This window comes from Rhodopirellula sp. UBA1907 (genome assembly GCF_002337565.1).
Lineage (GTDB): Bacteria > Planctomycetota > Planctomycetia > Pirellulales > Pirellulaceae > Rhodopirellula > Rhodopirellula europaea.
Genome location: NZ_DDGH01000001.1, coordinates 3,886 through 19,684, shown reverse-complemented (window position 1 = coordinate 19,684; position 15,799 = coordinate 3,886). Strand labels below are relative to the sequence as shown.

The 15,799-nt window shown below is 56.2% G+C and carries 12 protein-coding genes; 7 read left to right on the top strand and 5 right to left on the bottom strand.

What is annotated here, in order from left to right:
- Positions 1-143: 143 nt before the first annotated feature.
- Together B2R17_RS00080 and fliM are read left to right on the top strand one after the other, a co-directional pair.
- Positions 144-1,448 (top strand): glutamate-5-semialdehyde dehydrogenase, encoded by a 1,305-nt coding sequence (locus B2R17_RS00080; RefSeq protein ID WP_008660441.1) that lies wholly within the window; start codon positions 144-146, stop codon positions 1,446-1,448.
- A 7-nt stretch (positions 1,449-1,455) separates the two neighbouring features.
- Entirely contained in the window at positions 1,456-2,742 is a 1,287-nt protein-coding gene (fliM, locus tag B2R17_RS00075) for a flagellar motor switch protein FliM (protein WP_286762342.1), read from the top strand.
- A gap of 212 nt (positions 2,743-2,954) precedes the next feature.
- On the opposite strand, the gene B2R17_RS00070 is transcribed toward fliM, so the two are convergent.
- The gene (locus B2R17_RS00070) at positions 2,955-3,212 is read right to left on the bottom strand and encodes a hypothetical protein (protein WP_008660439.1); all 258 of its coding nucleotides are present in this window, start codon (positions 3,210-3,212) and stop codon (positions 2,955-2,957) included.
- A 344-nt stretch (positions 3,213-3,556) separates the two neighbouring features.
- Here B2R17_RS00070 and B2R17_RS00065 point away from each other — a divergent pair, with 344 nt between their 5' ends.
- The 5 genes from B2R17_RS00065 to B2R17_RS00045 all read left to right on the top strand — a co-directional run bounded on the left by B2R17_RS00065 (position 3,557) and on the right by B2R17_RS00045 (position 11,036).
- A complete protein-coding gene (locus tag B2R17_RS00065) occupies positions 3,557-4,801 on the top strand; it encodes a hypothetical protein (RefSeq protein WP_286762341.1) in 1,245 nt (414 codons plus the stop codon).
- A gap of 100 nt (positions 4,802-4,901) precedes the next feature.
- Positions 4,902-6,782: a S1C family serine protease gene (locus tag B2R17_RS00060; protein ID WP_286762363.1), complete on the top strand. Its 1,881-nt coding sequence runs from the start codon at positions 4,902-4,904 to the stop codon at positions 6,780-6,782.
- Positions 6,779-7,858 (top strand): S1C family serine protease, encoded by a 1,080-nt coding sequence (locus B2R17_RS00055; protein WP_286762340.1) that lies wholly within the window; start codon positions 6,779-6,781, stop codon positions 7,856-7,858. The genes B2R17_RS00060 and B2R17_RS00055 overlap by 4 nt, the downstream gene beginning before the upstream one ends.
- A complete protein-coding gene (locus tag B2R17_RS00050) occupies positions 7,855-9,924 on the top strand; it encodes a trypsin-like peptidase domain-containing protein (protein WP_414707191.1) in 2,070 nt (689 codons plus the stop codon). Before B2R17_RS00055 ends, B2R17_RS00050 begins: the two co-directional genes overlap by 4 nt.
- 125 nt (positions 9,925-10,049) lie before the next feature.
- Positions 10,050-11,036, top strand: coding sequence for a lipase (locus B2R17_RS00045; protein WP_286762338.1), 987 nt, complete (start codon positions 10,050-10,052; stop codon positions 11,034-11,036).
- A 23-nt stretch (positions 11,037-11,059) separates the two neighbouring features.
- Here B2R17_RS00045 and pepT read toward each other — a convergent pair whose 3' ends face one another.
- The 4 genes from pepT to B2R17_RS00025 all read right to left on the bottom strand — a co-directional run bounded on the left by pepT (position 11,060) and on the right by B2R17_RS00025 (position 14,955).
- On the bottom strand, positions 11,060-12,298 hold the full coding sequence (gene pepT, locus B2R17_RS00040) for a peptidase T (RefSeq protein ID WP_286762337.1): 1,239 nt from the start codon (positions 12,296-12,298) through the stop codon (positions 11,060-11,062).
- Positions 12,295-12,927 carry a DUF3299 domain-containing protein gene (locus tag B2R17_RS00035; RefSeq protein WP_339887704.1) on the bottom strand — a complete coding sequence of 211 codons (633 nt, stop codon included), beginning with the start codon at positions 12,925-12,927 and terminating at the stop codon, positions 12,295-12,297. The genes pepT and B2R17_RS00035 overlap by 4 nt, the downstream gene beginning before the upstream one ends.
- Before the next feature lie 177 nt (positions 12,928-13,104).
- A complete protein-coding gene (locus tag B2R17_RS00030) occupies positions 13,105-13,782 on the bottom strand; it encodes a DUF4190 domain-containing protein (protein WP_037249507.1) in 678 nt (225 codons plus the stop codon).
- Between the two features lie 153 nt (positions 13,783-13,935).
- Positions 13,936-14,955 carry a sugar phosphate isomerase/epimerase family protein gene (locus tag B2R17_RS00025; RefSeq protein ID WP_008663173.1) on the bottom strand — a complete coding sequence of 340 codons (1,020 nt, stop codon included), beginning with the start codon at positions 14,953-14,955 and terminating at the stop codon, positions 13,936-13,938.
- Between the last annotated feature and the right edge of the window lie 844 nt (positions 14,956-15,799).

Sequence of the window (15,799 nt, the reverse complement as noted above, 5' to 3'; positions counted from 1 at the left end):
ATCACTCGGCAAGCTCGTTGACGTTGACCTCAACGAGCCGATGCCAGACAATATCAACGACCGGCTGAGGTTGGGGTTTCCCCGATCTCAGCCGGTTTTCGTATCACGATTCTTTTGATCGCCACCTGAACTCATAGGTTCCCATGTCGACCGCTTCCACGACCGACACACAAACCGACGCTCTCCAATCCGACGACCTTGCCGCCCAGTGCGTTGATATCGCCCGTCGTGCCAAAGCCGCATCTCGTTTACTGGGGACTCTGGACACCAACGTCAAGGATCAATGGCTCATCGAATCCGCGGACGCCTTGATCGACGCATCCGACGCAATCATTGCGGCCAACCAACTGGATTTGGAGAACGCGCCAAAGTACGGCCTGACCGAAGCGGGTATCGATCGTCTGCGTCTGGACGAAGCTCGAATCGCCGGAATCGCCACGGGTTTGCGAGAAATCGCCTCGTTGAACGATCCCATCGGCGAAGTCCTCGATGGTTTCGCACGACCAGGCGGAATGCGAATCGAAAAGCGTCGCGTGCCCCTGGGCGTCGTCTTCTTCATCTACGAAAGTCGCCCCAACGTGACCGCCGATGCAGCCGGAATCTGCGTCAAAAGCGGCAATGCGGTGATTTTGCGAGGTGGCAAAGAGGCCGCTCACAGCAGCCGAGCGATCATCGAAGTTCTTCACGAAGTCGGCCGTCGCGTCGGGATTCCCGAGGATGCGGTCCAGTTGGTCGGAACAACCGACCGTGCCGCGGTGGGGCACTTCCTAAAGCAAGCCGACCACATTGATGTCACGATCCCACGCGGTGGCGAAAACCTAATTCGCCGGGTCGCCGCAGAAGCGACCATGCCGGTTATCAAGCATTACGACGGCAATTGCCACGTCTACGTGGATGAGTCCGCCGATATCGAAATGGCAGTCGATATCATTGAAAACGCGAAATGTCAGCGAATGGGTGTCTGCAACGCCTGCGAATCGCTGCTGATTCACCAATCGATCGCCGCCGAAGCACTCCCAGCGATCGCGAAACGCTTGTCCAGCCGCGGCGTTGAAATGCGGGTCGACAAACGTGCAGCAGCCTACGTTCCTGATGGCGTTCCCGCCTCGGACGCTGACTTTGCTGCTGAATTCCTGGGTCCGCAGATCAGCATCGCCGTCGTGGACTCATTGGACGCTGCCGCGGACCACATCAATCACTATGGATCAGGTCACACCGACGCCATTGTCACCAGCAGCATCGCCGCATCCGAGCAGTTCACCGCTTTGGTGGATAGTTCCGCAGTGATGGTGAACGCCAGCACTCGCTTCAATGACGGTGGAATGTTCGGTTTGGGTGCCGAAATTGGAATTTCCACGGATAAGTTTCACGCAAGAGGGCCATGCGGGTTGCGGGAACTGACCAGCTACAAGTACATCGTACGTGGGAACGGTCACATAAGAGGCTGAGGACACGATGTCCAACGAATCACTGAGTCAAAATCAAGTCGAGAATCTTCTGAAGGCCATGGAAACGGCCGATTTGGACGAGGAAGGTACCGGCGCACCGACCGAGCCCAAAGACTCTGCCGATTCCAAAGACGCCGAAGGCTCGACCGTTGGCGGTTCCGCCCCCGTCGTCGGTGCGGCTCATCCAGCGGATTCCAAGCCCTATTCGCCAGGTGTACCGGCCGGTGCCCGTGTGACGGCCTACGATTTCAAACGCCCAGAACGCGTGGGCAAAGACCAGATGCGGGCGATGCATTCGCTGCACGAGTCCATTGCCCGAAATTTCGGTGCATCGATTTCCGGTCTGCTGCGGACGATGATCGAGGTCAAACTGCTGAGCGTGGACCAACTCACCTACAGCGAGTTTGTCTTCAGCCTCGACAACCCAAGCTGCTTCAATGTCATCAAGCCGTTGCCGCTGGAAGGCCACTGGGTGCTCGATATCGCACCCGGATTAGCATATGCAATCATCGATCGAATGCTCGGCGGCGACCCGGTCCCTGGTGAAACGATCCGCCGTCCACTGACCGAAATCGAAACCCGGTTGATGTGTCGCGTTGTCGATCTGTTCCTCGAACAAATCGTGCCCGCCTGGGAAAACGTCATTCAGCTAGAACCGACGATCCATACGACGGAAAGCAACCCCCAGCTCGCCCAAATCGTTCCTCCCAATGAAGTCGCGATCCTGGTTGGTTTCGAAGTCCTGCTTGGTAAAAACCGAGGGATGATGAACTTGTGCATCCCCTTCAATTCAATCGAGAAATACAACGCCAAACTGTCTCGTAACGGATGGGTGGGCTACGGAAAAACAAACCCAACACCACAATCTCGACGCAAAATCGCCGGCAGCATCGACGCAGCTCCGGTGGATGTGGTGGTAACTTTGGCACGATCAAAGATCCGTACCAGCGATCTGTTAGACCTGAGTGTTGGCGACATTATCACAACCGAACAAGCCGCCAGCTCCGCTTTGGAATTGTCCGTTCAGGACGTTCACAAATTCGCCGCCGTTGCGGGTGCCTACAAAGGCAAAAAGGCGGTACAAGTTCAATCGACGGTCGAGCCGAAACATCTTGAGCCGGAGTTCGACCCGGAGGAAGAGCTGGCGAACGACTCATCCGCCCCCGCGGAGGCGGAACCTGTCGAAGATGAACTGGAAAACGTCTTGGACACGGCTCAAGGCAAAATTCCAACGGCAATGCAGTCACATGCGTCACCCCAAGCTGCGCCCACCAAACCGGCACCAACTCGCTGACTCGTCGCCGAGTCACCAACACAAAAGTTGCAGTCCGTCAGGCCAAAACGGTGAAGCTCTCGTGCCTATGCCCCATCCGCGGATCGCTCGGCAAATCAAGTGTTCGAACTGCGACCACCATTCATTGATTTCGTCAGCAATGCGAATCGTCTTATCTTCTGGCAACAAATGATTGCCACTTGTCTCTGTCCGAACATGACATGAGCAAGCAATCAGTTTGGACCAGACGGAGAGGCGATCGACGGTGCGGTCAAACCGCTCTTCTGTGCCGCTGACTCCGCGCGACGAAGCGCCGCCTCGACACGATCGAGCAATTCGTCAGACAGTTCAGGCGTCTGAGCCGTATCGCTGATACATGCGATGAATTCAGCACCACAGTGCTGGCATGCAACGGTACATCCGAGTAACGATGCGCGGATGTCGATTCGCCGCCCGCAGGTGGGGCAAGATTGATTGAATCGAATGGACATGATTAACCTTTCTACTTCCAGCCACTCGGCTGGTTAAATCCGTTTGACAGGGGGAATAATATCCACAAACCCTTAACAACGCAAACTCATTTCACGAAAGCTTCATATAGATGCTCAAGCTGCAACCATGGTAGCGCCGCCGACGGGTTCGGGCAAGGATCTAAATTGAGGAAGACTGCGTGAAGACGAACGCCCTAAATCGCCCCAAAACACTGTACGAACGAACACTAACCGACCTCGAAAGTATGGCTTTCCCCTGCTTCGCAACCGGCAAGACGGTTATCCTGTAGGGGACCTCAAAACGATGCTTCGACGAATGGATTTTCACGCTCAAGCCGGTTCCTATGACACGCTCGTCCCGCAGCCAGACGCCCATCATCGCTCTTTTCGCGACTTTTATCGTTGCCTTTTCAGGAACGAAAGCATCCGGACAGGACACCTCCGGCGAGGCTGATCTGGGACCGAAAATTCAATTCGAGACCATCGACGGAGATACAGAAACGGGACAGCTCAGCAACCTGACGGGTTCATCCCTTTCCGCGATTTTGGCGGGCGGTGAATCCAAGCAGTGGGATCTGACCGAGATTGCACGGATCAAGTTCGATGGATCGGAAAAGACAAACCCACCGACTCGCGTTGTTCTTCGTGGCGGCTCCGAAGTGGCATCGGCCGCGACGTCCATGGAAGACGAGAAGCTGCTGGTCCGCTCAATCGGCCAACCGCCATTCACCGTGTCCATTCGGTCCGTTCAATCAGTTCGGTTCCGAGCTCCTTCCGCCGCGACAGATACTGACTGGCTCGCTTTGGTCGAAGAACCGCAACGCCGCGACCGTTTGGTCATTCGACGCGAAGGAGATGTGTTGGATCCGATCGAAGGGACGATCTTAGAAATCAATCGAGACTCCGTTTCGTTCGACCTCAGTGGAAACATCGTTGACGCCCCCCTGAAGAAACTGGAGGGCGTGATCTTCTCCACGACCAGCGACCGCGAAACGGAAAAGCCCATTCGAGTCCGCGACCAACGTGGTTCGAACTGGATGGCCGATCAAGTCAACTGGAATGCCACCGACCGTTCGATTCAACTCGATCTTGGCAACGACATCACGCACTCCATTCCAGTCAAAGAGTTGTTGGAGATCCAGTTCTCCGGTGGCATCCTCTATCTGTCCGACGCAGAAATTGCTGAACAGCGTCAATCGGATTCACTCAAAGCACTGCTTGGAGACGACCTCGCCTCCACTTGGTTCGCGACCGAAACCGACACCAAGAATTTGACAACGGTTCTGTCTTCCGATCATGTCATCCGTATCCCCGAGGGATATCAGAAATTGGTCGCCGCCGTCCGAGTCGCATCGGAAGTGGACCAGTTCGCACCGCTGACGGTTTCGGTGTTGTTGGACGATCGCGTCGCTTGGACGCTCGAAATCAAAGACCGCAAACCACACGGCTTGATCTTGCCAATCGAAGACGCACGGCGGCTCACGCTTCGAAGCACCCAACCCGGGTCGGACGCATCCGAGACATTGCCGACAATCAACAACGCTTTGGGGCATCGGATCGAGTGGCTGGGTGCCCGCTTGTTAAAATAGAGTCATGCGTCGGTCCGGCGCTGCTCAGATGATCTTTGCAACGACGTCTCCACACTGAGAAGAACGATTCGCTATGCCATCTCGATGCCTCGATTCCGCCATGGTGCGAATCGGTTGTTTGACGCTTGCTCTTGTTGCATCAGCGACTTCGTTGACGGCCACTCTTCATGCCGAAGAGTCTTCACTTCTGCCTGACGAACAAAAGTGGATTGAGCAGTTTGAGTCCGCTCGCGTTGCCGGCATCGCAAAGGCCACACCTTCCACGGTCATGGTGTTTGTTCCTGGCGGCGGAGGAGGCGGAAGCGGCGTCTTGATCACTCCCGATGGCTATGCGTTGACCAACTTTCACGTCAGCAGTCCCGCGGGCACGTACATGCGATGCGGTCTCAGCGATGGCAAACTGTATGACGCGGTGGTTGTCGGTATCGATCCGGTCGGCGACTTGGCACTCATTCAGTTGTTGGGCCGCGACGATTTCACAACGGCTGAGTTCGTCCCGAGCCGCTCTGTCCAAGTCGGTGACTGGTGCTTCGCGATCGGCAATCCATTCTTGCTCGCGACGAATCTGCAACCAACCGTCACCGCTGGAATCATCAGCGGTGTGCGTCGCTATCAGTATCCTTCTGGCACGTTACTCGAATACGGCAACTGCTTTCAAACCGATGCTTCCATCAACCCCGGCAATTCCGGTGGTCCGTTGTATGACAACGACGGCGACTTGATCGGGATCATCGGGCGGGCTTCGTTTGAAAAACGAGGACGCGTCAACGTGGGTGTTGGTTACGCGATCTCGGGCGACCAAGCACAAAATTTCCTGGGGTGTTTGCACAGCGGTCGCATCGTCGACCATGCCACTCTCGGGGCCACTGTTGGCACGGACGAAGACGGCAGTGTCCGAGTCACCAACATCCTCAGCTCCAGCGATGCTTACCGACGCGGTCTGCGTTACGGGGACGAGATTCTCGAGATCGACGGGCAAGTCATCCAAACTGCCAACGATGTTCAAAACATTCTTGCTACGTTCCCGGCGTCATGGCGAATCCCGATCACGTATCGGCAAGAGGGAACGAGCGTAGAAACTCTGGTTCGTTTGGCCAGCGTTCACCGCGGATCGGAATTGCTTGAGAAGATGAAGTCGGCGTTGCCACCACCTCCCCCCGCTCCGCCAAAGCCACCCGCTCCGTCTGATCCCGAAGGAGACGCCCCTGACGATTCAGAATCGAACGATGAGACATCCCCGGACGGCACGGACAAACCCAAACCGGACGATGCGAAACCAGTGATGAAGGATGCGGCGGGCGAACCGATTCCAGTGGTGGCCGCCAAGCAGATCAAGATCCGTGAAGGCTATGCCAACTACTACTACAACGAACTGCACCAATCGAAATTCATCGAGCGACTTCGCCGACAATTCAAAGACGTCGAAGCAAATGATTCCGTTTGGCAGATCCGTGGCAAAACCATTCCCGTCGTCGATGGCCAAGAAGCCAGCGATTTTCAGATCACGATTGGCGACGGCCAATTCAAACTGAAAATTGGCGACGACGTTCAGCAACTCTCACGTGGAGACGAACTGCTGCAAGTCGTCGACGAACAACGCGACGCGGGTATCCTGGCATGCTTGAACGCTCTGCAACGCATGCTGACGCTCGGCCCCAAACAATTCGGCGACACTTACTACTGGGGCACCATGCCGCTATCCGGGCAGCGACCTCTTCGCGACACCGTCGTTGGCATCCATTCCGATCTGGAAACTCGATTCTTGCATCATCCACAATCCGAACGTTTGGAAGTGATTGAATCCATCGCTGGCAACGACACCGACCCCGCTGAACTCTGGTTCGATGCAGAAGCCGACGCACTGCCATCGACCATGCAGCTCCGCTATGGACTGACCACCGTTTTGAATTTGCAAATCACTGATTGGTCGGCCGGACCAGCCAACCTACCTCAGGTTCCAGTCGATGGAGATGCATCATGAGTTGCGTTTCAAAGCTTTCGCGAGTCACCACGGGCTCACGTCATGCCGCCACGAGCCCCGCGTGGTTGCTGCGTCTTCTACTGGGATGCATCACTGGGTCGTTGGTCGCATTTCTTACGCCGGAAAAGTTGTGGGCCCAGCCTTCGATGGCTCGCCCTTCCGACCAAGTCCAATCAAAGATGGTCAAGGTCTATGGTGCCGGCGGGTTGTCCGGACTGGAGGCTTATCAAAGCGGCTTCCTGGTTTCCCCAGCGGGTCACATCGCAACAGCATGGAGCTATGTCCTAGACGTGGATCCGGTCGTCATTCTCCACGATGGCCGACGATTCGAATCGAAGATTGTGGGCTTTGAACCGGCACTTGAGTTGGCGGTGTTGAAGATCGAAGCGGATGACCTTTCCTTCTTTCCCATTCCAGAATCCGACGACGTTTCCTGGGGCGATCCGGTCCTCGCGGTCAGCAATTTGTTTGGCATCGCAACGGGGAACGAACCCGCCAGTGTGATGCAGGGCCGAGTCGCGGCGAAAACCAAACTCGACGCTCGTCGCGGAACCTTTCAAACACCTTATCGCGGCGAGGTATTGCTTCTCGACTTGGTCGCCAACAACCCCGGTGCGGCTGGCGGAGCATTGGTCGATCCCGAAGGCCAATTCCTCGGCATGCTTGGAAAAGAACTTCGAGATCGAAAGACCGGCGTTTGGCTAAACTACGCCATTCCAGCTGGCGTTCTTCGTCAACCGATCGGCGACATCATCGCGGGTCGCAAAACAACGCTTCCTGATGAATCCAATCCGGTTCTTCCTCGCGAAAAATCTCACTCGCCGATTGGCTTGGGCATTGGATTGATCCCAGACGTTCTCGAAAACACTCCCGCCTACATCGACTTCGTTCAGAAAGATTCCCCCGCCGCTCGCGTGGACCTTCGACCGGACGATTTAATTGTCCTCGCCAATGGTCGCCGTGTTTCGCACCAGCGTGCTCTTCGTGATCTGTTAAGGCGAATCGACCGCCGCGACCAAGTCGCCTTGGTGGTTCAGCGAGACAACGAAATTCTTGACTTGGTATTACGTCCATGATTCGCAAATATTTCCCGGCACACCTGCAGCGCAGCTCCCACGTGAATCGCATATCCAATCCCTGTAAAATGCTGCTCGCGGTTGTCCTACTGTTTTGCACGACGACATCCGTACACGCCGATGACCCAACGCCCGCGCGATACCAAAGCATTCTGGCAAAAGCCGTGCGGCATGTTGCCGAGGACACGCTGCCCTCCGTCGTGACCATCGAAGTCATCGGTGTCATGCAAGCCAACGGCGAAGTCCGGCAAGATGCACCAACGTCGGGCGTGGTGATCGACGAGCAGGGCCATGTCCTGACGTCGTCGTGGGTGACGGGCGGTGACTCCGCTAGCATCATCGTCAACGCTCCAAGTGGCAAGCGTTACCCGGCCACAGTCGTCGCGAAAGACGAGCACCGAGACCTTGTGTTGCTGAAGGTGTCCTCTCCCGATGAAACATGGCAACCGATCCCTTTTCCAACAAGCGATTCAGCCAACGATCAAGTCGGGGGAACAATGGTTGCCGTCGCTCGTTACGGTGAAAACAACACGCCGATGGTGAGCACGGGAATCCTTTCCGCAGTCGGTCGACTTGATGGCACCGCGATCCAAACCGATGCCCGAATATCACCGGCCTTCTATGGCGGTCCCTTGGTCGATCTCAAAGGTCGTTTTCGCGGTGTCGTCATTCCCGCAGTCGGCGAGGGCGGCGCAGAAGACCCAACCGCTTGGTACGACTCCGGAATTGCTTTCGCAGTCCCCAGCTCGATCATCGCCCAAAAGCTGGACCAATTGCGTCGTGGTGAAAACATCCAACAAGGCTTGCTCGGCTTCGTTGTCGCGGGCAGCGACCCATATGCCGAAGGAACCGAACTGAGTGTCGTCCGCAAACGATCGCCCGCCGACAAAGCCGGACTGAAAGTCGGCGACCAACTGAAATCAATCGGCGGCCAAAGCGTCACCCGACGACAAGAAATCAAACTTGCACTCGGGCAATACGACGCAGGAGACGAAGTCGAAATCGAGTACGAGCGAGACGGAAAACGCATGACTTCCGCCGCGACGATGATTGCAACAATCCCACCGCTTCAACCACAGTTCATCGGCTTGATCACAGCGGATGAAGTGATCGAACAAACCGAAGAGGAAGACACGGATGCAGAATCGAGCTCGTCGACTGCAGTCATCGTTCAACATGTTTGGAACAAGTCTCCCGCTGACGGCAAGCTAAAGGTCAACGATCGTTTGATTCAGCTCGACGGTTCGCCGATCCTAGACTCCAACGCAATGCGACAACGTCTTTGGGCATCCGACCCCGATGTTCCAATCGAGTTGATGATCAAACGCGACGGCAATGAACAGGTGGTCTCGGTCGATCCTCTGACGCTAGATGGTTCCCTGGACCGCATCGCAGCTTTCGAGACATCCGAACCATTGCCGGCCGATGACTGGAACGTTGAAACACTGCAATTGCCTGACATCACCAACGCGGCGGCAATCTGGTTCCCCAAACCAGAACCCACCGTCGATGCACCCCCGAATGAAGCACCGACGATTCCGCTCGCTTTGGCAATCGTTCTGGCTCCACCCAAAGACCGTGATCCATCCGTGATCCTGGGCCCTTGGAAAGACCTTGCTCGCCAGCATCACGTCGCCGTTTGTGTGATCTGCAGCGATGGCGACGATCAATGGCGTCCCAACGAAGTGGATTCAATCAGCAAACTCACAGCCGCATCGCTGAAGCAATCCGGTGCATCGCCGTCCGCGGTCGCCCTGATTGGCGGAGGTGCCTTCATGATGGATGAGAAAGCCAACCCTGCTGATTCGATGGCTCTCGGTGCATCTCTCTCGACCGTGAACGTTTTCTCTGGCGTTGCGATCTCGAATGAGACCGAACCGCCTGCCGTTCGCCTACGAAAGGACGGACCGCCGCGGCTTCTTCGGGTCCTGATCCCGAGCCCTCCCGATTCGGAGCTACCGTTTTGGGCCGAAACACTTCGCCGAATTGGCTGCCCGCTGCAAACCACCTCCACACTCAACCGTGACCTGTGCCTTCAATGGACTCGATCCTTGTTGGCGATGTGATTCGCAAAAGAAAGCCTGTCGATCCTCCGTTTTTCGCGCAGAATGTTTCGGCCGTGGTCTCTGGTTAAATAGCTCCTCGGTCCGGAGCACTCGCCAAACACCTCGCCTCGATGCAGCGTCGACACATGAATTTCTTTCGAATGAACGGCCGTCGTTTCAAAGCCATCCGGCGATTTGCTTTGATCGCCGCCGTTACACTGGCTCCCGGTTGGGGCATTCATACCTGGTGGGGAACTTCCGAGAACACGACCATGGCTCAGAACATCAACGTTCCCCTGCCCACGCTCGGCGGGGCTCAATTGTGGACCGATCACGATTACCGGGCTGGCTACCGCATCCAGCAAAACGCGGTGACCAAGCACTGGCGTCTGCTTGATCCCAACAACGTTCGACGAGCGTGGGGCAGTCGTGAAGACGTCGACGAAGCACTCGACAAACTGCAACCTGAAATCGCCTCGCCATGCGATCGGCCGGTTGTTGTCCTGCTACACGGTTTGATGCGAACGGACAATTGCATGAAGTCGTTGGAAACCAAACTTCACGCCGAAGGCTACGAACAAACCATTCGGTTTGGATACGCGAGCACACGCGGCTCTCTGGCTGAATCAGCCGCAGCACTCCGTGAAGTCCTCGAGAATCAATCGCCGGAAGCTGAGTTCGCATTCGTCGGTCACAGCATGGGCAACATCATCACTCGGCATTTGATCGGTGATCTGCAGGCCGATGGCGATCCCAGAAACCTGCTGCCGCGATTGAAATCAATGGTCATGCTCGGCCCACCCAACCAAGGTGCCGCGATCGCGCGGCGACTCGCTCCCACCGGCGTGTTTGGTTTGGTTGCTGGCCCCGGTGCGATGGAATTGGGCACACGTTGGTCAGATGTGGAATCGCACTTGGCCACACCACCGTTTCCCTTCGCAATCGTTGCGGGAAAGGTCGCGACACCGATCGCGAATCCCTTGGTCGATGGCGATGGGGACTTCGTCGTCAGCCTCGAAGAAGCCCAACTGGACGAAGCGGAAACGGTTCACCAAGTGCCCGTGCTGCACTCATTCCTGATGGAAGAACCCGAAGTGCAGGATTGGACGATCGAGTTCCTCAAAGCTCATTGAATCTGGGCATTGAACCGACAGACTCAAACTCGCTTCTCGCTCCACAGCTTCAACAACTCAACCAAATGATTCGCGGAGATGACCATCTCATCTAGACTCGCAAATTCAAGGACGCTGTGGATATTGTGTTGACCGCTGGACAAGTTCGGTGTCGGCAATCCCTTCTCGGTCAATTGACTGCCATCGGTTCCGCCTCGAACAATCGCCGTTTGACAAGGCAGCCCTAAATTCTCGAACGCCTGTTCGGCCAACGAGACTGACTCGGGCAGCTTCGCCAACCCATCAGCCAGATTTCGATACTGACGTCGAACCTCACACTCCAATTGCATTCCCGGCCATGCCGCGGTGGCTTCCTCGGCCAGCTTGCGAACTTTGTCCGCGTAAACCGACAACTGTTCGCTATCAAAGGATCGCAGGATCAGCTCCACGCGAGTCTGCCCCACGCCGCCGACAATGTCATGTAGATGGATGAAACCATCTCGACCGTCGGTGGTTTCAGGAGTCTCGGAATCTCGGGGCAACGAAGCGGCAAAATCGGACGCCGCCCGCAACGAATTGACCATTCGGTCCTTCGCGATCGCCGGGTGGATGTTGTGCCCGCGAAAGATCAACGTCATCGCGTCAGCCGAAAACGTCTCAACATCAATGATGCCTTGCCCGCCACCGTCGACGGTGTACGCCACCGTTGCATCGAGCTTTTGCAGATCCAGCTTGTCCGTGCCGCGTCCGATCTCCTCGTCGCAAGTCATCACGACGCGAACCGGACCGTGTGGCACATGAGGATTCTCTACCAATGCCTCGGCGAGTTCCATGATGATCGCAACACCGGCTTTGTCATCACCGCCCAACAACGTCGATCCATCGGTGGTGACCAGAGTGTGCCCGATCATCTTTTCCAGATCGGGACATCCAGCGACGGTGATCGCGTTGCCACTGGGAAGCGATATGTCCCCGCCGCTGTACGACTGAACGACTTGAGGATCGACCGACTCGCTGGGTGCTTCCGGTGACGTGTCCATGTGAGCCACCAAAGCCACCGTCGGTGCGGTGCCATCGATGGTTGATGGGACGGTTGCTGTCACAACCGCATGCTCATCCAAAACCACATCGGTCAGTCCCATCTGAGTCAACTCATCCGCCAACATCTTCCCCAATTCGCGTTGGCTTTCAGTGCTGGGGTAGGCTTGAGACTGCGGGTCAGCGGCGGTGTTGATTCGAACGTAGCGGAGAAAACGTTGCAGCAAGCGGTCTTGGTTGATCATCGGACGCGAAGTCCCTCAATTCGAAACACGGCCATGTGAGATGCCCCATCGGGGCCCTTGCCGCCGGGGTATCGATACTTCTCAGTATCCAAGACGAACTTGCCTTCCACCATGATGGGTCGCGGCACAAAATCCGTCGTCCGTCCCGGTTGCATCTCAATCATCACGCAATCAAACAGCGCCGCACCGGGCCCGAAACAGCACTCCTGGTTGTCTCGCACCAAAACGAATTTGTCGATATCGGTTTCTTTGTACAACGTGCTTGGCAACATATACCCTCGCAGACGCACGTTGCGGCCATTCAAGAACTTCAGCTCTTTGGTCAGCTTCTCCTCGTCGAAGACCTCACCTTTTTCGATATCAAACGTCAAATCATCAAACGTGATATCTCCCTTGGCCAAATCCGCTTGGCTGCTTTTACGGACCTCGACCTTTTCACGCCCAGCGGCCTCACCTCGCATCGCCGCTCGACGCTGCTCGATGATTGATCGAGCCGTCGCGGTACGCTCCTTCTGCGTCCGAGAGTCATCCGCGACGCACAGGGTGGGAAGCATCGTTCCAACGGCCAGGCATCCAGCCATCGCCATCGAAGGAATTCGAGAATTCAGTTTCATCTGACGAGCATCCATCGTTCGTGGAAGAAAATTGCTGTGCCGGTCGTCTGCAACGCGATGCACCCATCGTACCAATGTCGGACGTGGGGCCCACAACATCAAAACGCAATCCGACGTGATCGTGCCAAATCAGTCGAACATTCACGCTCAGTCGATCATTCACGTCACAGCATCCAGCCGATCGATGTGCTGCTATTTGTACAGGTCGACCCGCATTTTGTAGAACATCGCGTTTTCAAAGTCATCTTTGCTCTGTGGAACACGATTGACCTTGAACGTGCCCGCCAACTTACGTTTCGTCAGCCCCGCTCGCACCGATTCGCCTGGCGGCAAAGTCACCTCAATCATGTCGCTACTACGAGGATCCCCGCCAAAACAACACGTGCCCAGGTCGGGAACCAACACGAACTGGCGAAGCATGCCACTGCCGCTGCTGGGGTGGATGTACCCCTTCAGGAAAATGTCTTCCCCATCAATTTTCAAGGCATCCGGCGTGGGCAAATCAGGCCCATTGGGCTCCGACTGCAGCTTGTAAAACGCCACGCGTTCATACCCCTCAGGAACTTCCGTCAGATACGTGTACGTGTGAAACACAAGGCCGCCCAGAAAAAGCACGGCACAACCTGCCACACCAACTTTTGCGACGCCCGCGCCGCTGTATTCGTCCGGGAATCGACTGATCGCTCGCAATGCAATCACGCCCGCCAAAATCCCAGGGACCGTCAGAATCAGCATCGGCGAGAAGGTCGGCATCAACCCGGGCAGCGACAACGCCAAGAAAACCAGCGACGCAATCGCGCCGCGGTTGATCGCTTTGTAGGGAAACTCAGCAGCGTCTGCGGCCCCTGAAAACTGGACTTCAGCGGACATAACTGGAAACCAACCAATCGTAGGAAGACAAAATCGAAGCGAAACGATCACCACTGTTTCGGTCAAAAAATACAGTGATACCCGGGTGCTACGACACGGGATGCCGGTGGGTTCGACATCGAATTGGGCCCATTCTTATCCCATGTCCACCGATTAGTGAAATGCCTCTCTCAACATCGCCAGACTCTTCGGAATGGCGGATTCGTGAGCCTCGCTGCCTTCGAATTCCAAGCTGATGTATCCACGATAGTCGACCTCCCGCAGAATCTCTGCCACCCGGTCGTAATCAATGTCCAGCGTGTACCAGGTGCCCCCACCAAAGTAAGTCTTGGCCTGAACAAACACCGCTTCGGGAGCCAGTTTCCGGTACTGATCGTACTGATTCTCTAGAAAATTGCCGGTGTCCAGAGTTGCTCGCAACCACGGCGAATTGACCTCTCCAATGACCCGCAAAACGCCGTCCGCGGTCCGCCCCAGCCCCCAATGATTCTCCAGCCCCATCACCACACCACACTTCTCGGCGACCGGCAGACACTTCTCAAATCCTTCCCGGACCCAACCGAAACCTTCCTCGTCGGTGTGCCCTTCCAAGGTCGGCTCGATGCCCTTGTTGGCCATCAATTCATCGAAGCTGCCCGACGTTCCCCAACGACCAGTGTTCACTCGAATCGTGGGAATCCCCATCGCATACGCCAGCTCGATGCAGTGGATCGTGTGATCGATGTTCTTTTGACGTTCAGCCGGGTCGGGCGAGACAAACGATTGGTGAGTCGACATCCCACACAGACTCAAGCCTCGACGAAAGGCCCGCTGCTTGATCCGTTGCAACGTACCGTTCGATTCGTCGGTCATCTGAACATGCAACACCTCCACCGCATCAAATCCCGCATCAGCGGCCAAGTCGACGCATTCCTCAATCGAAAGCTTGCTATCGTCGCGATACCGCCAGTACGAATAGGTCGACACCGCGATCGGATTGGGCTTCCGCGACGCAGCAGCTTTTTCTTTGTCAGAGTCAGCTTGAGCCAAAGCTACTCGACCGGAACACGCCGACGCTCCCGCCGCAGCAGCCACCCCTGCCATCCAAGCCCGACGTGACGCCTGCTTCTGCGGCCCAACTTCGTCGCGATTGCTGGAGACAACAGGGGAAGGTCGATTGGTCTCGATGCTCATAGCGGATTCCTTGAATGCATGAATCAGTGTGTAAGTGATAGCCCGCCAAACTGGCCCCGGTGCGAAGCCCAACCCATTGTAGCGAGCCGCACCGATCGCAGAACATCAACTCGAGTCGAGTCAGGACGCGAACTGACGCCTCGACACCACATCCACTTTTCGCGATCGCCCCCGCAACCGAGACAAACAACTCTGCAACAATCCAAGCTACGTGACGCACCCAATGCTCGTACTGTCCCTCCTGAAAAAGGGTCAAGACCTCACCCAGAGCCCAAGACTACTTCCCAGCGTGCCGCAATACATCCGAACGATCACCGGCATCGTTGGAATCAAAAACTTCCCTTGATCCGATCAGCTCGACCCGATCAGTTCGTCGGTCGCATCTACCAACAACGCCACCAGGAACCGTGCCATGTCCTCTGGCTCAGCGAACTCGCCGTTATCACATGTTCGTCAAAGTGCACACGGTTAAGCAGGTCGGCAGAAATGATCGGGCACAACCAAGTGAGCCGTTTGGGCGTTCGCCCCGGTCGGCGCTTGATTGACCGCCGCCAGCGCGGCACGTCTCATTAAATCAACAGCCCGGTAAGCCTGGACTGCAAGGTGTTTAGTGTTATGGACCCTAACCGTTTACGTTAGTTTTCGTTTGAACTGTGCTAACTCGCCTCGCTTGAGGTCGTGCAATTTTCTGACACCGCTTTTCGGCAGATTTCCATATGGCGCACCTCTCCCGAAACGGAGGTTGTACAGTCTTGAAGTGCCGCTTTTCGGCGGATCTACACACGGCGTACCTCTCCCGAAACAAAGTTTGGGGAGAGGTCGAGCGACGCCGTTCAGGCGTACG